Source organism: Yersinia mollaretii ATCC 43969, from assembly GCF_013282725.1.
Classification (GTDB): domain Bacteria; phylum Pseudomonadota; class Gammaproteobacteria; order Enterobacterales; family Enterobacteriaceae; genus Yersinia; species Yersinia mollaretii.
The window spans coordinates 1,198,225-1,219,688 of the sequence record NZ_CP054043.1 but is presented as its reverse complement, the minus strand read 5'-3'; the positions used below and the strand labels follow the sequence as shown (position 1 = coordinate 1,219,688).

Here is a 21,464-nt window from a genome sequence, read left to right as displayed (position 1 = left end):
TACTGAATCACTGATTCAGTAGCAATTTTTGTGTCCCCATCGTCTAGAGGCCTAGGACACTGCCCTTTCACGGCTGTAACAGGGGTTCGAATCCCCTTGGGGACGCCAATCCGATAATGTGTGAAAGACATTATCACTGGTTCTTTATGAACTAAAAAATATCTTAAAGATGACTTTAACGAGTCGTGTTTAAGATATTGCTCTTTAACAATCTGGAACAAGCTGAAAATTGAAACAATACAGCTGAAACTTATCTCTCCGTAGCAGTACTGAGATAAGAAGTAACCTGTATTAGAGTCTCTCAAATAATCGCAATGCGACAGGTTTTCAATGTCAAAAAGTGAGTGAGCGACGCAAAGGCAAGGCGTACCGCGCACAGCAACCGGAGTGAACTTAACGTTCATGAGGATTGCGCGCACGGAACAACACCGCATTTGTGAACGCGCAACCACTTTGAGCACAGAAACACCTTCGGGTTGTGAGGTTAAGCGACTAAGCGTACACGGTGGATGCCTAGGCAGTCAGAGGCGATGAAGGGCGTGCTAATCTGCGATAAGCGTCGGTAAGGTGATATGAACCGTTACAACCGACGATACCCGAATGGGGAAACCCAGTGCAATTCGTTGCACTATTGCATGGTGAATACATAGCCATGCAAGGCGAACCGGGGGAACTGAAACATCTAAGTACCCCGAGGAAAAGAAATCAACCGAGATTCCCCCAGTAGCGGCGAGCGAACGGGGAAGAGCCCAGAGTCTGAATCAGTTTGTGTGTTAGTGGAAGCGTCTGGAAAGTCGCACGGTACAGGGTGATAGTCCCGTACACAAAAACACACCTTCTGTGAACTCGATGAGTAGGGCGGGACACGTGACATCCTGTCTGAATATGGGGGGACCATCCTCCAAGGCTAAATACTCCTGACTGACCGATAGTGAACCAGTACCGTGAGGGAAAGGCGAAAAGAACCCCGGCGAGGGGAGTGAAATAGAACCTGAAACCGTGTACGTACAAGCAGTGGGAGCACCTTCGTGGTGTGACTGCGTACCTTTTGTATAATGGGTCAGCGACTTATATTTTGTAGCAAGGTTAACCGAATAGGGGAGCCGTAGGGAAACCGAGTCTTAACTGGGCGTCTAGTTGCAAGGTATAGACCCGAAACCCGGTGATCTAGCCATGGGCAGGTTGAAGGTTGGGTAACACTAACTGGAGGACCGAACCGACTAATGTTGAAAAATTAGCGGATGACTTGTGGCTGGGGGTGAAAGGCCAATCAAACCGGGAGATAGCTGGTTCTCCCCGAAAGCTATTTAGGTAGCGCCTCGTGAACTCATCTTCGGGGGTAGAGCACTGTTTCGGCTAGGGGGTCATCCCGACTTACCAAACCGATGCAAACTCCGAATACCGAAGAATGTTATCACGGGAGACACACGGCGGGTGCTAACGTCCGTCGTGAAGAGGGAAACAACCCAGACCGCCAGCTAAGGTCCCAAAGTCATGGTTAAGTGGGAAACGATGTGGGAAGGCATAGACAGCCAGGATGTTGGCTTAGAAGCAGCCATCATTTAAAGAAAGCGTAATAGCTCACTGGTCGAGTCGGCCTGCGCGGAAGATGTAACGGGGCTAAACCATGCACCGAAGCTGCGGCAGCGACACTTAGGTGTTGTTGGGTAGGGGAGCGTTCTGTAAGCCGTTGAAGGTGGCCTGTGAGGGCTGCTGGAGGTATCAGAAGTGCGAATGCTGACATAAGTAACGATAATGCGGGTGAAAAACCCGCACGCCGGAAGACCAAGGGTTCCTGTCCAACGTTAATCGGGGCAGGGTGAGTCGACCCCTAAGGCGAGGCTGAAAAGCGTAGTCGATGGGAAACAGGTTAATATTCCTGTACTTGGTGTTACTGCGAAGGGGGGACGGAGAAGGCTAGGCTAGCCGGGCGACGGTTGTCCCGGTTTAAGCATGTAGGCGGAGTGACTTGGTAAATCCGGTTGCTTATCAACGCTGAGGTGTGATGACGATGCACTACGGTGCAGAAGTAGTTGATGCCAAGCTTCCAGGAAAAGCCTCTAAGCATCAGGTAACATTGAATCGTACCCCAAACCGACACAGGTGGTCAGGTAGAGAATACTCAGGCGCTTGAGAGAACTCGGGTGAAGGAACTAGGCAAAATGGTGCCGTAACTTCGGGAGAAGGCACGCTGGCATTAGGTAAAGAGACTTGCTCTCGGCGCCGAAGCCAGTCGCAGATACCAGCTGGCTGCAACTGTTTAATAAAAACACAGCACTGTGCAAACACGAAAGTGGACGTATACGGTGTGACGCCTGCCCGGTGCTGGAAGGTTAATTGATGGGGTCAGCCGCAAGGCGAAGCTCTTGATCGAAGCCCCAGTAAACGGCGGCCGTAACTATAACGGTCCTAAGGTAGCGAAATTCCTTGTCGGGTAAGTTCCGACCTGCACGAATGGCGTAATGATGGCCAGGCTGTCTCCACCCGAGACTCAGTGAAATTGAACTCGCTGTGAAGATGCAGTGTACCCGCGGCAAGACGGAAAGACCCCGTGAACCTTTACTATAGCTTGACACTGAACATTGAGCCTTGATGTGTAGGATAGGTGGGAGGCATTGAAGTGTGGACGCCAGTCTGCATGGAGCCAACCTTGAAATACCACCCTTTAATGTTTGATGTTCTAACTCGGCCCCGTAATCCGGGGTGAGGACAGTGTCTGGTGGGTAGTTTGACTGGGGCGGTCTCCTCCCAAAGAGTAACGGAGGAGCACGAAGGTTAGCTAATCACGGTCGGACATCGTGAGGTTAGTGCAAAGGCATAAGCTAGCTTGACTGCGAGAGTGACGGCTCGAGCAGGTACGAAAGTAGGTCTTAGTGATCCGGTGGTTCTGAATGGAAGGGCCATCGCTCAACGGATAAAAGGTACTCCGGGGATAACAGGCTGATACCGCCCAAGAGTTCATATCGACGGCGGTGTTTGGCACCTCGATGTCGGCTCATCACATCCTGGGGCTGAAGTAGGTCCCAAGGGTATGGCTGTTCGCCATTTAAAGTGGTACGCGAGCTGGGTTTAGAACGTCGTGAGACAGTTCGGTCCCTATCTGCCGTGGGCGTTGGAAGATTGAGAGGGGCTGCTCCTAGTACGAGAGGACCGGAGTGGACGAATCACTGGTGTTCGGGTTGTCATGCCAATGGCATTGCCCGGTAGCTAAATTCGGAAGAGATAACCGCTGAAAGCATCTAAGCGGGAAACTTGCCTCGAGATGAGTCTTCCCTGGGGCTTTAAGCCCCCTGAAGGAACGTTAAAGACTATGACGTTGATAGGCTGGGTGTGTAAGTGCAGCGATGCATTGAGCTAACCAGTACTAATGATCCGTGAGGCTTAACCTTACAACACCAAAGGTGTTTTGGTGATTTGAGAGTAGATTTTCAGCGAATGTTCCGAGATTGGATTGGCTGGCTGACGAGAGTTTATCGTGAGCGAGTTGATTGAAACAGAATTTGCCTGGCGGCCTTAGCGCGGTGGTCCCACCTGATCCCATGCCGAACTCAGAAGTGAAACGCCGTAGCGCCGATGGTAGTGTGGGGTCTCCCCATGCGAGAGTAGGACACTGCCAGGCATCAAATAAACAAAAAAGGCTACCCTGATGGGTGGCCTTTTTTGTTTATGGTTCTGGCGTGCGCTATTCGAGCATGACATGCGACAAACTGCGCATGCAGTTTGAACAGCGCCTTGCGCTGGCCCCGAAGGGGTGAGACTCATCCTCAAGATGAGACGAATACTACTGCGCATGCAGTTTGAACAGCGCCTTGCGCTGGCCCCGAAGGGGTGAGACTCATCCTCAAGATGAGACGAATACTACTGCGCATGCAGTTTGAACAGCGCCTTGCGCTGGCCCCGAAGGGGTGAGACTCATCCTCAAGATGAGACGAATACTACTGCGCATGCAGTTTGAACAGCGCCTTGCGCTGGCCCCGAAGGGGTGAGACTCATCCTCAAGATGAGACGAATACTACTGCGCATGCAGTTTGAACAGCGCCTTGCGCTGGCCCCGAAGGGGTGAGACTCATCCTCAAGATGAGACGAATACTACTGCGCATGCAGTTTGGACAGCGTCTTGCGCTGGCCCCGAAGGGGTGAGACTCATCCTCAAGATGAGACGAATACTGTGACACTGCCAGGCATCAAATCAAGCCGAGACCCCATGCCAAAAGCGTGGGGTTTTTGCTATGTGTCAAAACCAAAACCAAAACCAAAAAAAGTCTCCGCGACTGAACTGCACTCTGACAGTGGGAAGCCCAACGAGTCAGGGTGCAGTTTTTTATGTCTTCACTCAAAACTCAAAAAGTATGGGTAGAGCTGAAATCTAATAAGACCTAGGCTCTATCGCCGCTCAGTTTTACTTCTTATTGCTGCTTCCTTCCTAACCAACCGCAAATAAACTCTGCAATTTCTTCTGGCTGATTAATATCCAATTGATCTACGGCACTACTCAAGATGGGTTTGTCACTTGCCAAAGCGATAACATATTCATCAATTAAGTCTGTGAACGGCTTACCCACGGCTTCTCTATAAAGTGCTATTTTGCTAATCGGTTCATGCTTAAAACCCTCGACTAAGATGAGATCAATAGTTGATGCATCTAGCCGGCTAGCCAGGTAGTGGAGATCCAAGGTTTTTTGTTCCGGTGTTTCTGTCATCAATGCCCAGCGACAATCGCTGGCAACCAGAGTCTGATGAGCACCAGCTTTACGCAATTCATAACTATCCTTCCCTGGAGTATCAATCTCCATATTGTGATGTGTATGTTTGATTAAGCCGACCCGGATCTGGCGCTGCTGAAGTAAGGGGATCAGACTTTTCAATAACGTCGTTTTTCCTGTACCACTGTACGCGGCTATACCTAATAACGGCGGTATCTTTTGGCTCATAACGACCCTCTTTTACTTTGTTCCCATAAGTCGCAATCTGCGGGGGTATTTAGGTTGCTAAATTGGTTGGCTTGCCCACGGAATATTACGGGTTGTGCATTCACACTCTCCATCAATATCATCAGCTTACGATCTCCATTTGCCAGAAATTCAGCAAGGCGTGGTTTTAAGCTGACATGCATTAAGGCTAATGTTGGATGTGCTCGCTCGCCATCGTGGACATAAGCGGCCAACGCTTGCTGTTTCCCGTGCCAAAGCTGAGAAACCAAATTGATAGGAAGTGTGGGAACATCGCAGGGAGCAAACACAACCCATTCTGTAGGTGAATGGCTCAGCCCGACATGCATGCCTGCCAGTGGGCCTACGAAGCCAGTAATGATATCGCTGATGACCGGCATACCACTTTCTTGATACAACGCCTGATGACGATTAGCATTAATTAGCACGTTATCAACCTGCGGTTTTAATCGGTCAATGACATGTTGAAACAGCGGCTTGCCATGAAGAGGAATCAATCCCTTATCATTTCCGCCCATTCGGGAAGAACGGCCTCCGGCAAGAATAACGCCTGTTATATTGGGCTGCATTTCTATCACTCCGCTATATTCAACTGACTGACGAATTGTATCTTTAAATAGGAGGATCGGTCAGGATTTACTTTTATTGACAGTAGGCTCTCTTTCCCTGTGTGATTATCCCTGCTACTTTGTCTGCATATTTTTGAATAGGATAAATTTGCTATGAAATGCCATCGTGTTAATGAACTGATTGAGCTTTTACATCCGGCCTGGCAGCAGGAGCCTGATTTAAATTTGGTACAGTTTTTACAAAAACTGGCCGCTGAAGCGGGCTTCGAGGGGGAGTTTTCAGATCTCACCGACGATATTCTTATTTATCACCTGAAAATGCGCGGTTCAGCATCGACAGAAGTGATCCCAGGATTGAAAAAAGATTTCGAAGAAGATTTTAAAACGGCCATATTGCGCGCTCGTGGCATCATTAAAGATTAGTCATACTCCTTATCTGCGTAGATTAGGCTTTGATGATACTATTTCTTATTCTCAGCGCGTCGCTGTCACTTATATAGACTGAATGTTGTTATGAACAGCTCTGCCTTTAATTTTCAGACGTTGTCTCCTGACCTGATTATGGATGCCCTTGAAGGGGTCGGTTTACGGGTGGATTCTGGTTTAACCGCGCTTAACAGTTACGAAAACCGCGTTTATCAGTTTATGGATGAAGATCGTAAACGTTATGTGGTGAAATTTTATCGTCCTGAGCGCTGGAGTCGCGAACAAATCACCGAGGAGCATCAATTCTCGCTTGATTTGGCAGAGTCGGAGATCCCGGTGATAGCTCCCTTGCTGCTCAATGGGAACACCTTGCATACTCATCATGGGTTTTTCTTTGCGGTATTTCCCAGTGTCGGCGGCCGCCAGTATGAGATAGATAATCTTGACCAATTAGAGTGGGTCGGGCGTTTTCTCGGCCGGATTCATCAAGTGGGTAGCGATAAACTTTTTGTTGCTCGTTCAACGATCGGCATTGAAGAGTATCTGACAGAACCACGCCAGTTGTTGGCCAGCAGTAGTCTGGTACCAACAAAACAGCGAGATAAGTTTCTGGCGGCGACCGATCTGTTGATCAGTACCATTCAGCAGTATTGGCACACCGATTGGCAGCCATTGCGGCTACATGGTGACTGCCACCCCGGCAACATTTTATGGCGTGATGGGCCGATGTTTGTCGATCTGGATGATGCCAGAAATGGTCCAGCGATTCAGGATCTCTGGATGCTACTACACGGTGAACGCAGTGAGCAGTTGATCCAGTTGGATATTCTGCTAGAAGCCTATGGTGAGTTTGCTGATTTTGATCAGCGTGAACTCGCACTGATTGAACCTTTACGCGCGATGCGGATGGTTTATTACCTTGCATGGGTCGCCAGACGTTGGCAGGACCCTGCATTCCCTAAAAGTTTTCCGTGGATGGCGGAGTCTGATTTTTGGTTACAGCAGACTGCATCATTTACTGAGCAGGTTAAGCTGTTGCAGGCACCGCCTTTGCAGCTGATGCCAATGTACTAAAGCTAAGATAATGGAGATCGTTATAGTATGAAAAATGTTTGGTTAGCGCTTGTTGGCATGGTGATGGCATTCAGCGCATCAGCCGCACAATTTACTGACGGTACTCAGTACCAGACGTTAAACAAACCCGTAACGGGTGAGCCTCAGGTTTTAGAGTTTTTCTCTTTCTACTGCCCTCACTGCTACCAGTTTGAAGAAATTTACCATGTTCCTCAGGCAGTAAAAAAAGCACTGCCAGAAGGGACTAAAATGACCCGTTATCATGTTGAGTTCCTTGGCCCATTAGGCAAGCAACTGACTCAAGCATGGGCTGTTGCTATGGCGCTGGGCGTTGAAGATAAAATCACCCCACTGATGTTTGAAGGCGTACAGAAAACACAAACGGTTCAGACCCCCGATGACATCCGTAATGTCTTTATCAAAGCGGGTGTGAGTGGTGAAGACTACGATGCGGCATTAAATAGCTTTGTGGTTAAATCCTTGGTTGCTCAGCAGCAAAAAGCGGCTCAAGATTTAGAATTACGCGGCGTTCCGGCCATGTTTGTTAATGGCAAATATATGATTAAGAACGATGGCATGGATACCAGCTCAATGGATACCTATGTGAAACAGTATGCGGATGTCGTTAAGTTCCTACTGACCCAAAAGTAATTATACGTAAAGAGGCGCTGGCTTTTGTTAGCGCCTCTTTGACTCACCCAATACCCACACTGCACTTTGTTTTGCCACTCTATTTCTTTCCCTGCTGTTAAATCACTCTATTATCCCACGTCACAGACACGCGACCGAATGCTGGCTTTCTATTTTTCGGGGTGTTGTTTTTTATCTACTTATCTATTTCCGTGATGATTTGGTGTGGATATTCATGATGTAAAAATGCTAAAAATGGGTGGCTTAGTGTAATAAAAAAAGGCGTGAGATAATTCGCCCATAAGTGAAATTTATTTATCTTCAGCTCGTGACTAAATAAGTAATATCCACAATTGAGATAAAGGAAAAATGACAGTAAAATAAGAAAGAGGCAATCATAACTCCATGATAATACTTGGTTTAATTATTAACTCTTTGCTGGATGACGGATAAATATAATCTGCACATGTTTTTACTCACAAAGTTATCCACAGAAAGGATCTTCAAGATCTCTGAGCAAAAATGCTCTCTTTCGCACAAGAATGGACGCTAAGATTCGTCTCTTGCCGCCAGCTATGGCATTCTTAGCGTCAGACCTTGCTGAATAAAGATGAAGAAACTCTATGGCCCAGATTGCAGAAAACCCATTGATCCTCGTTGACGGTTCCTCTTACCTCTATCGCGCTTACCATGCCTTCCCACCGTTGACCAATGGCAGCGGCGAACCGACAGGCGCGATGTATGGCGTGTTGAACATGTTGCGCAGTCTGTTGCTGCAATATCGTCCAAGCCATGTTGCGGTTGTTTTTGATGCTAAAGGCAAAACATTTCGTGATGAGTTATTCGCTGAATATAAATCTCACCGCCCACCGATGCCCGATGATTTACGATCGCAAATAGAGCCGCTTCACCAAATGGTCAAGGCGATGGGATTGCCTTTATTGGTGGTTTCTGGGGTCGAGGCGGATGATGTTATTGGCACTCTGGCGCAAGAAGCAGAAAAAGCAGGTCATTCCGTATTAATTAGTACCGGTGATAAAGATATGGCGCAATTAGTTACGCCGAATATCACTCTCATTAATACAATGAACAACGCTATTTTAGGGCCACAGGAAGTGTGCGAAAAATATGGCGTTCCCCCTGAACTGATTATTGATTTTCTGGCCCTGATGGGAGATTCATCAGACAATATTCCAGGCGTACCCGGTGTGGGTGAAAAGACCGCGCAGGCTTTATTGCAAGGTCTGGGCGGATTGGACTCGCTATTCAGTAATTTGGATAAAATACCCACACTAACATTCCGTGGCGCTAAAACGATGTCTGCCAAATTAGAGCAGAATAAAGATGTCGCCTACCTCTCTTATAAACTCGCCACCATTAAAACGGATGTCGAACTGGATGTCACTTGCGACGAGTTGACCGTCTCACCGCCGGATGATGAGCAGTTGCATCAGTTATTCAGCCGCTATGAATTCAAGCGCTGGCTGGCCGATGTCGAAGAGGGAAAATGGCTAGACGGCAAAAAAGAGCGGCCAACCGGGCAAACCAGCAATAAAACCTTTGTCGCGACAGAGCCAGCCCCAGCGGCTGAAGTCACGGCGGTGTTGTCGCAAGAGAACTACCACACTATTTTGGATGAAAAATCCTTAGCTGACTGGATCGAGCGGCTTAAAAAAGCGGACGTGTTTGCGTTTGATACTGAAACCGACGGCCTTGATACCCTCAGCAACAACTTGATTGGTCTCTCGTTTGCGGTCGCTCCGGGCGAAGCGGCCTATCTGCCACTCGCGCATGATTATCTGGACGCCCCCGCACAGCTTGATCGTGACTGGGTTCTCGCGACACTAAAACCGCTGCTGGAAGATGACAAAGCCCTTAAAGTTGGGCAAAACCTCAAGTTTGATCAAAGCATGTTGGCGCGTTATGGCATTGAGCTGCGCGGTATTGCATTCGATACCATGCTGGAGTCTTACGTTTTAAACAGCGTGGCGGGCCGCCATGATATGGATAGCTTGGCGGAGCGTTACCTCAACCATAAAACCATCACCTTTGAAGAGATTGCCGGTAAAGGCAAAAATCAGCTGACTTTTAACCAGATTGCGTTGGAACAAGCGGGACCTTATGCCTCAGAGGATGCCGATGTCACCCTACAGCTACATTTGGTGCTATGGCCGAAGTTGCAGGAGAGTGAAGGGCTGAAGCGCGTATTTCAGGAAATTGAGATGCCGCTGCTGCCGATTTTATCCCGCATTGAGCGCACCGGCGTATTGATTGACCAAAATATATTGGCCGCGCACTCAAAAGAGCTGACCATTCGCCTTGATGAGCTGGAAAAGCAGGCCCATGAACTGGCGGAAGAGCCATTCAACCTCGCGTCACCTAAACAGCTACAGGTGATTTTGTATGAAAAACAAAAACTGCCCATCTTGAAAAAAACGCCGGGGGGCGCAGCGTCGACTAACGAGGAAGTGCTGGCCGAATTGGCACTGGATTATCCTCTGCCGAAAGTCATTCTCGAATATCGCGGTTTGGCGAAGCTCAAAAGCACCTATACCGACAAGCTACCGCTGATGATTAACCCGGTGTCGGGCCGGGTCCATACCTCTTATCATCAGGCTGTGACGGCCACTGGGCGTCTCTCCTCCCGTGATCCTAACCTGCAAAATATACCGGTGCGAAATGAAGAAGGGCGTCGCATACGTCAGGCTTTTATTGCGCCGCAAGGTTACCGCATCATGGCGGCCGACTACTCACAGATTGAATTGCGTATCATGGCGCATCTGTCGCAGGATGAAGGGCTACTGACGGCATTTGCTGCGGGGAAAGATATTCACCGCGCGACCGCAGCGGAAGTCTTTGGTTTGCCACTGGAAAAAGTCACGAGCGAACAGCGCCGTAGCGCCAAAGCGATTAACTTTGGCCTGATTTATGGTATGAGCGCCTTTGGTCTGGCACGGCAACTGAATATCCCGCGTGGTGAAGCGCAGCGCTACATGGATCTCTACTTTGAGCGCTATCCGGGCGTGCTGGAATATATGGAGCGCACCCGCAAACAAGCCGCTGATCAAGGCTACGTCACCACACTGGATGGCCGCCGCCTCTATCTGCCTGATATTCACTCGCGCAATGCCAATCGCCGTAAGGCTGCCGAACGTGAAGCAATCAACGCCCCAATGCAAGGCACTGCCGCTGATATCATTAAGCGAGCCATGATTGCCGTGGATGCTTGGTTACAGCAAGAACCTGAGCCTTTGGTGCGGGTCATCATGCAGGTACACGATGAATTGGTGTTTGAGGTGCATGAAAGTGTATTAGAAAGCGCTGAACAGAAAATCCGTGAGTTGATGGAACAGAGTATGCAGTTGGCGGTGCCACTGAAGGTTGATGTCGGGGTTGGCGACAACTGGGATCAGGCTCACTAGTTGTGCGGGTAAGTGGTGATAATTAAAGCACTTTATGTAATTAAGCTACATTTAGTGCCGATTATGCGAGGAAGATGTGCGCTGAATCGTGACAATTTGTGTAACTATACAACAAAAAATTCTTTTGCCCTGCGAAAAAATGATGTAGAGTTACAGATGTAGGGTACAGAGGTAAGATGTTCTATCTTTCAGACCTTTTACTTCACGTAATCGGATTTGGCTATATATTAGCCGCCCCAGTCACTTGTTGACTGGGGCGTTTTTTATTGGGCTTTTGCTGGCAGAATAGCGGTGATCTCCGCCGCATAATATGTGCGGCGGGATTGGCGGGATTAATTACTCACCTTGGTCGTCATGCTCATCAATCATCACTTCTGGCGGGATCTCGCTAAACCAGGTATCCAGTTTTTCCCGCAACTTATCAACACCGATCTTTTTCAATGATGAGAAGGCTTCAACCTGAATATCGCCCATAAAGGGGATAATCGCTTCCCGCACCATATTCAGTTGTGCCTTGCGAGCGCCTGATGCCAACTTATCTGCTTTGGTCAGGAGTAACAGCACGGGCGTGCCGACGGCCACCGCCCAAGTAATCATCTGCTGATCCAAATCTTTCAGTGGATGGCGAATATCCATCAACACAACCAATCCTTTCAGACAGTTACGTTTCTGCAAATACTCCCCCAGCGCGCGCTGCCACTTGATTTTCATCTCTTCTGGGACTTCGGCATAACCATAGCCCGGTAAGTCAACTAGACGCACACCATCAACCACTTCAAATAAGTTAATCAATTGGGTACGGCCGGGGGTTTTACTGGTTCGGGCCAGACCTTTCTGGTTGGTTAATGTATTGAGTGCACTTGATTTACCGGCATTTGAACGGCCAGCAAATGCCACCTCAATACCTTCATCGCGTGGCAGATGGCGGATATCCGGAGCACTGATGACGAAATGAGTCATGTGGTAGTTATAGTTTCTGATAGTCAAAATTTGTCGTCTCCGTGAGAGATAGCTTACATCGGGCGATTATAACTGCATCAGGACGAAAAAAGGGGGTTTATCTTCCACGGATCTTTTTCCCACTTCCCAGTGAAATTACCATTTTTGTGAGTTGGCGGTCATTGTCGAGAAAATTAATGGCCTATCATTGAGCAACTGTTAAGAAAAACTTCATAAAACTCAGCTAATATCATTAACAGATAATTTGTTTTTATAGTTGTTTTTTTGAACAAAAACAAATGGCTGTTTGTGATTTCAATAGCTCAGGATGTGCTAGCAGGGAGCATAATCACTTAGGATGAGTGGCCTATGCTTAAGGAACGTAATGGATCTGCGGTGAGCCAAGGATGATAAACGGAGCTAATGTAAAAGGATGTTCAGGGACACAGGCCGGAGCGCCGGGTGAGTCGCCTTCAGGGCTGGAGGGACAGTAAGGACGGCGAATTGCAGGAGGGAGAAACCGGGACGTTAGGTAAGTGCAGGGAGTGCGCTGTAAGGATATCCTTCGGCAGAAGGTGCGAAAAAAGGCGACAGGTTAATCTGCCGCCTTTTTTCTTTGTCTGCTTTCTGCTAGATTCCGCCCAAAACTATACCCAATAAATTTCTCGACGACGGGTATATACTCAATCCGATCCCATACTCATTTAAGAGCACAGGTTATGAAGCAACCCAATAAAGCACCACGTGCAGCCCCAAAAGGCACCGCAACGCCAAAGCGCATTAAAAAAACCCGTGTTGAGCTGGATATTGAAGCTCGCGAACGTAAACGCCAGAAAAAGCACAGCGGCAATCGCTCAGGGGCGAGAAGCAACGTTGAGGGCAGCAATAAGAAGGGCCAGACCCCAGCGCAAGAGAAAGATCCCCGCTTCGGCAGTAAAGTGCCTGTGCCGCTGGTGGTCGAGAGCAAGGTAAAAGCCAAGCCAACCACCAAACCAGTAGTCAAAGCAGAAGCTAAGCCACGTCTGACGCCGGAAGAAGAGCTGACCAAGCTGGAAAACGATGAGCGTCTGGATGCCTTGCTGGATCGTCTGGATAATGACGAAGTATTGAGCAAAGAAGATCAGGCTTACGTTGATCTGACATTGGACCGTATTGATGCCCTGATGGAGCAGTTGGGTATTGAATTGGGCGATGATGAAGATGACGAAGAGAAAGAAGAGAAGCCAGAAGACATTCTGAAATTACTGAAAGGCGGTAATCCCAAAGACGCATTTTAAGTGATGCAGTGGGTGATCCCGACAATAACCCTACTACTGACATGTTATCTATTGTGGTTATTGGGTAAACTATGGCGGCTGTCGCAACGACGATCACGGTTGCGCAGCGCTACTGCGGCCAGACAACGAAAACATCTGCCCTCTCACCGGCCCGGTAGACGCAAATTTCGGAAGGAATGAACATGTCTGAGCACGCCATAGTTTGGGATCTCTCCCTGATTCAAAAATATAATTATTCAGGGCCACGCTACACCTCGTACCCCACCGCCCTTGAATTCAGTGAAGATTATAACGAATCTGCTTTTCAGCAGGCGGTGAAGCGCTACCCACAGCGGCCTTTATCGCTGTATGTACACATTCCGTTTTGCCATAAGCTTTGCTACTTCTGCGGCTGTAATAAGCTGGTGACGCGCCAGCAACATAAAGCTGATGAATACTTGGCGGTGCTGGAAAACGAGATCCGCCAGCGGGCGGCGCTGTTCGCTGGGCGTCAGGTCAGCCAGATGCACTGGGGCGGTGGCACGCCGACCTACCTGAATAAAACGCAAATTAGCCACCTGATGAATCTGCTGCGTGAACACTTTGATTTCCTGCCCGGTGCGGAGCAGTCGATTGAAGTGGACCCACGGGAAATTGAGCTGGATGTGCTCGATCACCTGCGTGCGGAGGGCTTTAACCGCCTGAGCATGGGGGTGCAGGATTTCAATAAAGAGGTCCAACGGCTGGTTAACCGTGAGCAAGACGAAGATTTTATCTTTGCGCTGATTGCGCGGGCGAAAGCGCTCGGTTTTAACTCCACCAATATTGATTTGATTTATGGTTTGCCCAAGCAGACACCAGAAAGTTTTGCTTTTACCCTCAAACGGGTGGCTGAACTCAATCCCGACCGCCTGAGCGTCTTTAATTACGCCCACTTGCCGAGCCTGTTTGCCGCGCAACGCAAAATCAAAGATGCGGATCTCCCCAGCGCCGAGCAGCGGCTGGATATCTTGCAGCACACCATCCGCTTCTTAACCGAATCCGGTTATCAGTTTATTGGGATGGATCACTTTGCCCGCCCAGATGATGAGTTAGCGGTAGCGCAGCGGGAAGGGAAATTACACCGCAATTTCCAAGGCTATACCACTCAAGGCGAGAGTGACCTGCTCGGCTTAGGGGTTTCGGCGATCAGCATGTTGGGTGACAGCTACGCGCAGAACGAAAAAGATCTGAAAACCTACTACGCCTGTGTGGAACAACGGGGCAATGCGCTGTGGCGCGGTCTGACGATGACCGAGGATGATTGCCTCCGCCGCGATGTGATTAAAACGCTAATTTGCAATTTCCAAATCAGTTATCAGCCGATTGAGCAGCATTATGGAATTCATTTCGCGGATTATTTTGCCGAAGATTTCGAGTTGCTGGCCCCCTTCGAACAAGATGGGTTGGTGGAGCGGAATGAAAAGGGCATTCGTGTGACGCCACGTGGGCGCTTACTCATTCGTAATATCTGTATGTGCTTCGATATCTATTTGCGTAAACAGGCGCGCAGACAGCAGTTCTCCCGCGTGATCTGATGATGTCACCCTCAGTGCTGAGGGTGACACTCGCGTCAGCGCTGGTTTACACTTACTACTCCATCCCCAACTCTTTCAGCTTCCGCGTTAAGGTATTGCGACCCCAGCCCAGTAGCCGTGCCGCTTCCTGCTTGTGGCCTTGCGTGTGGCGCAGTGCGGTGGTTAACAGTGTCCGCTCCATCTCTGGCTGTGCTTCAGATAACAGATCCTGATGGCCAGAGCGCAGTGCGCGATCAGCCCATTGTGCCAGCAGTGTTGACCAGTTATCCGGTGTCCGCTGGCCGGAAGCATCTGGCGTACTGGTTTCAAACAGCTCAGAAGGGAGATCCTGAATCAGCACTTCCTGCCCGGCCGCCATCACGGTGAGCCAGCGACAGGTGTTTTCCAGTTGGCGCACATTACCCTGCCAAGGCAGGCGAGTCAGTGCCACTTCGGTATCCGGATGCAGGTTCTTGGCTTCAACCCCCAGCTCTTTGGCCGCCACTTGCAAGAAGTAGCGAGCCAGACGCGGAATATCCTCACGGCGTTCACGCAGCGGCGGTAAATGCACCCGAATCACATTCAGTCGATGGAATAGATCCTCGCGGAATTTCCCCTCCTGAACACGCAGCTCCAGATTTTGATGGGTGGCGGCAATGATGCGCACATCCACTTTGACCGGGGCATAGCCTCCGACCCGATAGAACTGACCATCCGCCAGCACACGCAGCAGGCGAGTTTGCACATCCAATGGCATATCACCGATTTCATCTAAAAACAGGGTGCCGCCATCAGCTTGTTCGAAGCGGCCTTGACGCACCTGATTAGCGCCAGTAAATGCACCTTTCTCGTGGCCGAACAGCTCAGACTCAATCAAATCTTTCGGGATAGCCGCCATATTCAGGGCGATAAAAGGGGCTTTAGCGCGCGGGCTGTGGCGGTGCAATGCATGGGCCACCAACTCTTTACCGGTCCCCGACTCCCCATTGATCAGCACACTGATTGAGGAGCGAGACAAACGACCAATGATGCGGAAAACATCCTGCATCGCCGGGGCTTCACCGATGATATCGGCGGTCGGGCCGCTGGCCGGCTGGCTACGTGGTGGTTGCTGCTGCTCCTGATAATGGCTGATCGCGCGCTCAACCAGCGCGACCGCTTCATCAATATCAAAGGGCTTGGGCAGATAATCAAAGGCCCCTTGCTGATAAGCACTGACCGCCGCATCTAAATCAGAATGCGCTGTCATTATGATGACCGGGAGCATGGGATGGCGCTGCTTAATCTGTTTCAGCAGGGCTAATCCATCCATGCCGGGCATACGGATATCTGATAACAACACATCCGGGGTTTGCGTCGCCAATGCATCCAACACCTGATTACCGCTATCGAATGATGCGCAGCTTAGCCCAGCTCCAGTCAGTGCGCGTTCAAGCACCCAGCGGATGGAGCTATCGTCATCGACGATCCAGACTATCCCTCGTTGCATAGAAACCTCACTGGCGAATAGGCAGGTAAACCGAGAATTCGGTGTGTCCCGGCCAACTGTTAAATTCAATTTTACCCGAATGCTGATCGATAAGATTTCGGGCAATGGATAAGCCAAGGCCAGTCCCCCCTTCGCGACCACTGACCATCGGATAAAACACGGTATCTTGTAATTGCGTGGGTATCCCCGGGCCGTCATCTTCAATATCAATCCGCGCGGCTAAGCGGTAGCGCATACCCTGAAGCGTGACCTGAAATGCGGTTCGGGTGCGCAGTGTAATAGTGCCACCGGCTTCACCCAATGCTTGTAGTGCATTGCGGGTGATATTCAGCAGCACTTGTTCAATTTGGTCTGGATCATGGGCCAGCTCAGGCAAACTCGGATCATAGTCACGAATGAGTGCCACGTTATCGGGCTTTTCCAGCGAGACTAACTGACAGACGCGTTCAGCAACCTGATGGATGCTTTGCGTCACATGTTGGCCGGGCCGCTGTGGGCCTAATAAACGGTCAACCAAATTACGCAAGCGGTCAGCCTGCTCAATGATCACTTTGGTATATTCCAGCAAAGCGGGATCAGGCAGGGCTTTTGACAATAATTGCGCCGCACCCCGTAAGCCGCCCAACGGATTTTTGATCTCGTGAGCCAGTCCTCGAACCAAATCACGGGCGGCCACTTGCTGAGCATGCTGCAATTGCTCTTGGCTTAGCCGACGTTGATTATCCATCGGGGCCATCTCCAGCAGGATAAAACCTTCCGGCAGTGATTGCGCCGTCAGTGACAAAATATGCGCGCGGCCATCAACCACTAATGTCACTTCGTTATCGGTAAAACCCTGCCCGGCTTCCAGACTCTCCCGCATCAAAGTGATATTCAGGGAGAAATAGCCTAATAATTCGGGTAGCGGTGTACCAAAAAGTTTACGAGAGCTTTGCGCCAGCAGTTGCTGTGCTGCGGGATTGGCATAATGAATCGCCAGAGAGTCATCTAACAGCAGAATGCTATTAATGAGAGAATTGAGGATCTGCCCAGCATCGGGCAGCGTGCCTGTTGCCATTACGCAGACTCCTGCACATTTGGGGTGCATCAATACCCTGCTTTATCGAGATTCGCGGCTAACCTGCGGATTCAATTACTTTGGGTATAATTTATTAGCTAATCGAAAAGTGGAGAAAAAAGCCCATCCGGAGATGGGCCAAAAGTTTCCACGGCAACAACCCTTCATCTTTCAAGCTGTAGGTGTGTTGGTTGCTCTCGCTCACCGCCTTCCTACACCTTGAAATCTATTGGGTAAACTAGAACTAAACGCTGTAATACAGTTCGAACTCTACTGGGTGCGGCGTCATGCGAACGCGGTCCATCTCTTCTTTACGCAGTTCGATATAAGCATCGATAGCGTCGTCAGTGAACACGCCACCACGGGTTAGGAACTCGCGGTCTTCGTTCAGTGCAATCATGGCTTCGTCCAGTGAACCCGCCACTTTTGGAATCTCTGCTTCTTCTTCCGGCGGCAAGTCATACAAGTTTTTGTCCATCGCATCACCAGGGTGAATTTTGTTGATGATGCCATCAAGGCCAGCCATCAGCAGTGCGGCGAAGCACAGGTACGGGTTAGCCGCTGGGTCTGGGAAGCGAGCTTCAATACGACGCGCTTTCGGGCTAGCAACGACTGGGATACGGATAGAAGCAGAGCGGTTACGGGCAGAGTAGGCCAACATAACAGGAGCTTCGTAGCCTGGGACCAAACGCTTGTAGGAGTTAGTCGTCGGGTTAGCCAAGGCGTTGATCGCTTTAGCATGTTTGATGATGCCGCCGATGTAGAACAGCGCCATTTCAGACAGGCCAGCGTATTTGTCGCCCGCGAACAGGTTAGTCCCGTTCTTGGATAAAGACATATGGCAGTGCATACCTGAACCATTATCGCCAAACATCGGTTTTGGCATAAAGGTCGCGGTTTTACCAAATGCGTGTGCCACATTGTGCACCACGTATTTGTAGATCTGAATTTCATCCGCTTTCTTGGTCATGGTATTGAAGCGGGTAGCCACTTCGTTTTGACCGGCGGTGGCCACTTCGTGGTGATGCGCTTCAACCACCAGACCCATCTCTTCCATGGTCAAACACATGGTGGAGCGCAGATCTTGTGAAGAATCGACCGGAGGAACTGGGAAGTAACCGCCTTTCACTGCTGGACGGTGGCCTTTGTTGCCGCCTTCGTATTTGGTGCTGGAGTTCCATGCGCCTTCGATATCATCGATAGCGACGTGGGAACCCCGGATGCTGCTACCAAAACGAACGTCGTCGAACAGGAAGAATTCTGGCTCAGGCCCAAACAGCACGGTGTCGGCGATACCGGATGATTTCAGGAACTCTTCTGCACGCTTGGAGATAGAACGCGGGTCGCGGTCATAACCTTGCAGGGTACCTGGCTCGAGGATGTCACAACGGATAATCAGTGTCGCGTCTTCGAAGAACGGGTCCATAACAGCGGTGCTGGCGTCTGGCATCAGTACCATGTCGGATTCGTTAATGCCTTTCCAGCCACCAATCGAGGAGCCATCAAACATTTTGCCTTCTTCGAAAAAGTCAGCGTTGACCTGATGAGCTGGAATGGTGATGTGCTGTTCTTTACCTTTGGTATCGGTGAAACGCAAATCAACAAATTTCACTTCGTGCTCATTCAGCATCGTCAAAACATGTTCAGCGGACATACTTATATCTCCTGGATTTGTCATAGTCGTCGTCGTGGAACGATTACCGTGTATTACTGAGGTTGCGAGTATTACTGAGTTTGATAGTGCTTAAGTGCCACTCAAAACAGCAAACTTGTCACTATTTATTTCGTACAGTTATTCGAGCTAACGATTCATGCTAAAATACATTGCGAAATCTATGCCAACTTTCCAAACCCCCCAGTTATGCCATATCATAGGGGTCTGCTGATATTCAGTATGCACCAGGATAGCAATATTGCACTATTCTGGTGCTTCATTTGCGCCGTTGAGCACTATGTTGGTGCAAAAGTGGGCCGAGAGGCTATTTTTGCACCGTGAAAGGGATCACAAACACACCGCCGTTAGGTTGTTTATAAGAGAAGTTTGTGATCTTGTTTAGTCCCTCGCTTATTACGTGTACAATAGCGCGCTATTTCTAAATGCCTGAGGCAAAAAAGCTGTGATCGAGAATCTGCGTAACATCGCCATTATTGCGCACGTTGACCATGGGAAAACTACCCTGGTCGATAAGTTGCTACAACAATCTGGTACTTTCGGTGAACGTACTGAAGCAACTGAACGTGTAATGGACTCCAACGATTTGGAGAAAGAGCGTGGGATAACCATCCTCGCGAAAAATACCGCCATTAACTGGAAAGACTACCGCATCAACATCGTGGATACCCCAGGACACGCCGATTTCGGCGGTGAGGTTGAGCGTGTAATGTCTATGGTTGACTCTGTGCTGCTGGTCGTCGACGCAATGGATGGCCCGATGCCGCAGACCCGTTTCGTGACCAAAAAAGCGTTTGCTCATGGTCTGAAGCCAATCGTGGTAATCAACAAAGTTGACCGTCCTGGCGCGCGTCCTGACTGGGTTGTGGATCAGGTGTTTGACCTGTTCGTTAACCTGGATGCAACCGACGAACAACTGGACTTCCCTATCATCTATGCATCTGCATTGATGGGTATTGCGGGCGAAGACCACAATGATATGGCTCCGGACATGACTCCGCTGTATCAAGCCATCGTTGACCATGTGCCTGCGCCAGACGTAGACAGCACCGGTCCATTGCAGATGCAAATCTCCCAGTTGGACTACAACAACTACGTGGGTGTTATCGGCATCGGCCGTATCAAACGTGGTGTTGTTAAACCTAACCAGCAAGTCACTATTATCGATAGCGAAGGCAAAACTCGCAACGGTAAAGTCGGTAAAGTACTGGGCCATATGGGTCTGGAACGTATCGAAACGACACTGGCTGAAGCGGGCGACATCGTTGCAATCACCGGTCTGGGCGAGTTGAACATCTCTGACACTATTTGTGACGTGACTGCTGTTGAAGCATTGCCGCCGCTGTCTGTTGATGAACCTACCGTAACCATGTATTTCTGCGTTAACACCTCTCCGTTCTGTGGTAAAGAAGGCAAGTACGTGACTTCACGTCAGATCCTTGACCGCCTGAACAAAGAGTTGATCCATAACGTTGCACTGCGTGTTGAAGAGACTGAAGATGCTGACGCATTCCGCGTATCAGGCCGTGGTGAACTTCACCTGTCGGTTCTGATCGAAAACATGCGCCGCGAAGGTTTCGAGCTGGCTGTATCTCGTCCTAAAGTAATCAACCGTATTATCGACGGTCGCCATCAAGAACCATTTGAAAGCGTCACTTTGGATATCGAAGAGCAGCACCAGGGCGCAGTGATGCAAGCCATGGGCGAGCGTAAAGGCGACGTTAAGGACATGATCCCGGACGGCAAAGGCCGTATTCGTCTGGATTACATGATCCCAAGCCGTGGCTTGATTGGCTTCCGTACAGAATTCATGACCATGACTTCAGGTACTGGCCTGCTGTACTCCACATTCAGTCATTATGATGATGTGCGTCCGGGCGAAATCGGCCAACGTCAAAACGGCGTGCTGATCTCTAACGGTCAGGGTAAAGCGGTGGCGTTCGCATTGTACAAACTGCAAGATCGCGGCAAGCTGTTCATCGGTCACGGTACAGAAGTGTATGAAGGCCAGATCATCGGTATTCACTCACGTTCTAACGACCTGACTGTAAACTGCCTGACCGGTAAGCAATTGACCAACATGCGTGCATCCGGTACTGACGAAGCAACCACACTGGTTCCTTTCCTGAAGAAAACGCTGGAACAGGCTCTGGAATTCATCGATGACGATGAATTGGTTGAAGTGACCCCGCAATCAATCCGTATCCGTAAGCGTCATCTGACGGAAAACGATCGTAAGCGTGCAGGTCGCGGTCCTAAAGAAGGTTAATTCTTCTTTGTTCTGCTGATACTTAGGGCGCTCCGCGCCCTGAGTTCTCCCCTTCGTCCTTGAAGCTGCAACTGTGTTAGCTTCGTTCACTCACCCGAATCACTTACCTGTGTAAGCTCATCGGGATTCGTTCACTTGCCGCCTTGTTGCAACTCC

General features: G+C 49.7%; 13 protein-coding genes, 1 tRNA gene, 2 rRNA genes and 1 pseudogene. 11 read left to right on the top strand and 6 right to left on the bottom strand.

The window, feature by feature from the left end:
- The first annotated feature begins 32 nt into the window (after positions 1-32).
- The 3 genes from HRD69_RS05325 (at position 33) to rrf (ending at position 3,619) form a co-directional block, all read left to right on the top strand.
- Positions 33-108: transfer RNA gene (locus HRD69_RS05325), tRNA-Glu, on the top strand.
- 374 nt (positions 109-482) lie between these two features.
- Positions 483-3,389, top strand: a 23S ribosomal RNA gene (locus HRD69_RS05320).
- Positions 3,390-3,503: 114 nt separating this feature from the next.
- Positions 3,504-3,619, top strand: a 5S ribosomal RNA gene (gene rrf / locus HRD69_RS05315).
- Positions 3,620-4,406: 787 nt separating this feature from the next.
- Here the strand turns inward: rrf and mobB are convergent.
- Positions 4,407-4,931, bottom strand: a complete 525-nt coding sequence (gene mobB / locus HRD69_RS05310; RefSeq protein WP_032814665.1) for a molybdopterin-guanine dinucleotide biosynthesis protein MobB — start codon at positions 4,929-4,931, stop codon at positions 4,407-4,409.
- Entirely contained in the window at positions 4,928-5,518 is a 591-nt protein-coding gene (gene mobA / locus HRD69_RS05305; protein ID WP_004875474.1) for a molybdenum cofactor guanylyltransferase MobA, read from the bottom strand. Before mobA ends, mobB begins: the two co-directional genes overlap by 4 nt.
- A gap of 153 nt (positions 5,519-5,671) precedes the next feature.
- On the opposite strand from mobA, the gene HRD69_RS05300 reads away from it, so the two are divergent.
- The 5 genes and pseudogenes from HRD69_RS05300 to spfP all read left to right on the top strand — a co-directional run.
- Positions 5,672-5,941, top strand: coding sequence for a YihD family protein (locus HRD69_RS05300; protein ID WP_004875475.1), 270 nt, complete (start codon positions 5,672-5,674; stop codon positions 5,939-5,941).
- Positions 5,942-6,031: 90 nt separating this feature from the next.
- Complete coding sequence (locus tag HRD69_RS05295; protein WP_004875476.1) at positions 6,032-7,018, top strand: serine/threonine protein kinase; 987 nt, start codon at positions 6,032-6,034, stop codon at positions 7,016-7,018.
- 27 nt (positions 7,019-7,045) lie between these two features.
- The gene (gene dsbA / locus HRD69_RS05290; RefSeq protein ID WP_004875477.1) at positions 7,046-7,669 is read left to right on the top strand and encodes a thiol:disulfide interchange protein DsbA; all 624 of its coding nucleotides are present in this window, start codon (positions 7,046-7,048) and stop codon (positions 7,667-7,669) included.
- 602 nt (positions 7,670-8,271) lie between these two features.
- The gene (gene polA, locus HRD69_RS05285) at positions 8,272-11,070 is read left to right on the top strand and encodes a DNA polymerase I (protein WP_004875478.1); all 2,799 of its coding nucleotides are present in this window, start codon (positions 8,272-8,274) and stop codon (positions 11,068-11,070) included.
- A 176-nt stretch (positions 11,071-11,246) separates the two neighbouring features.
- A pseudogene (spfP, locus tag HRD69_RS20865) lies at positions 11,247-11,291 on the top strand (small protein SpfP); the annotation flags it as partial.
- A gap of 115 nt (positions 11,292-11,406) precedes the next feature.
- On the opposite strand, the gene yihA reads toward spfP, so the two are convergent.
- Positions 11,407-12,057 (bottom strand): ribosome biogenesis GTP-binding protein YihA/YsxC, encoded by a 651-nt coding sequence (gene yihA / locus HRD69_RS05280; RefSeq protein WP_032814667.1) that lies wholly within the window; start codon positions 12,055-12,057, stop codon positions 11,407-11,409.
- A gap of 671 nt (positions 12,058-12,728) precedes the next feature.
- Between yihA and yihI the strand changes: the two genes are divergently transcribed.
- Together yihI and hemN are read left to right on the top strand one after the other, a co-directional pair.
- Entirely contained in the window at positions 12,729-13,286 is a 558-nt protein-coding gene (yihI, locus tag HRD69_RS05275) for a Der GTPase-activating protein YihI (RefSeq protein ID WP_004875480.1), read from the top strand.
- A 182-nt stretch (positions 13,287-13,468) separates the two neighbouring features.
- Positions 13,469-14,842 carry an oxygen-independent coproporphyrinogen III oxidase gene (gene hemN / locus HRD69_RS05270; RefSeq protein ID WP_032814668.1) on the top strand — a complete coding sequence of 458 codons (1,374 nt, stop codon included), beginning with the start codon at positions 13,469-13,471 and terminating at the stop codon, positions 14,840-14,842.
- A gap of 55 nt (positions 14,843-14,897) precedes the next feature.
- Here hemN and glnG read toward each other — a convergent pair whose 3' ends face one another.
- The 3 genes from glnG to glnA all read right to left on the bottom strand — a co-directional run bounded on the left by glnG (position 14,898) and on the right by glnA (position 19,021).
- Positions 14,898-16,310, bottom strand: a complete 1,413-nt coding sequence (glnG, locus tag HRD69_RS05265; protein WP_004875482.1) for a nitrogen regulation protein NR(I) — start codon at positions 16,308-16,310, stop codon at positions 14,898-14,900.
- Positions 16,311-16,317: 7 nt separating this feature from the next.
- Complete coding sequence (gene glnL, locus HRD69_RS05260; protein WP_004875483.1) at positions 16,318-17,367, bottom strand: nitrogen regulation protein NR(II); 1,050 nt, start codon at positions 17,365-17,367, stop codon at positions 16,318-16,320.
- A gap of 244 nt (positions 17,368-17,611) precedes the next feature.
- Positions 17,612-19,021, bottom strand: coding sequence for a glutamate--ammonia ligase (glnA, locus tag HRD69_RS05255; RefSeq protein ID WP_004875484.1), 1,410 nt, complete (start codon positions 19,019-19,021; stop codon positions 17,612-17,614).
- A gap of 463 nt (positions 19,022-19,484) precedes the next feature.
- On the opposite strand from glnA, the gene typA reads away from it, so the two are divergent.
- Entirely contained in the window at positions 19,485-21,308 is a 1,824-nt protein-coding gene (typA, locus tag HRD69_RS05250; RefSeq protein WP_004875485.1) for a ribosome-dependent GTPase TypA, read from the top strand.
- Positions 21,309-21,464 lie beyond the last annotated feature (156 nt).

What these genes read in the sequence shown, in the direction of transcription:
- mobB (WP_032814665.1), bottom strand. Translation starts at nt 4,931, where the DNA reads ATGAGCCAAAAGATACCGCCGTTATTAGGTATAGCCGCGTACAGTGGT.
- mobA (WP_004875474.1), bottom strand. Translation starts at nt 5,518, where the DNA reads ATGCAGCCCAATATAACAGGCGTTATTCTTGCCGGAGGCCGTTCTTCC.
- HRD69_RS05300 (WP_004875475.1), top strand. Translation starts at nt 5,672, where the DNA reads ATGAAATGCCATCGTGTTAATGAACTGATTGAGCTTTTACATCCGGCC.
- HRD69_RS05295 (WP_004875476.1), top strand. Translation starts at nt 6,032, where the DNA reads ATGAACAGCTCTGCCTTTAATTTTCAGACGTTGTCTCCTGACCTGATT.
- dsbA (WP_004875477.1), top strand. Translation starts at nt 7,046, where the DNA reads ATGAAAAATGTTTGGTTAGCGCTTGTTGGCATGGTGATGGCATTCAGC.
- polA (WP_004875478.1), top strand. Translation starts at nt 8,272, where the DNA reads ATGGCCCAGATTGCAGAAAACCCATTGATCCTCGTTGACGGTTCCTCT.
- yihI (WP_004875480.1), top strand. Translation starts at nt 12,729, where the DNA reads ATGAAGCAACCCAATAAAGCACCACGTGCAGCCCCAAAAGGCACCGCA.
- hemN (WP_032814668.1), top strand. Translation starts at nt 13,469, where the DNA reads ATGTCTGAGCACGCCATAGTTTGGGATCTCTCCCTGATTCAAAAATAT.
- glnG (WP_004875482.1), bottom strand. Translation starts at nt 16,310, where the DNA reads ATGCAACGAGGGATAGTCTGGATCGTCGATGACGATAGCTCCATCCGC.
- glnL (WP_004875483.1), bottom strand. Translation starts at nt 17,367, where the DNA reads ATGGCAACAGGCACGCTGCCCGATGCTGGGCAGATCCTCAATTCTCTC.
- glnA (WP_004875484.1), bottom strand. Translation starts at nt 19,021, where the DNA reads ATGTCCGCTGAACATGTTTTGACGATGCTGAATGAGCACGAAGTGAAA.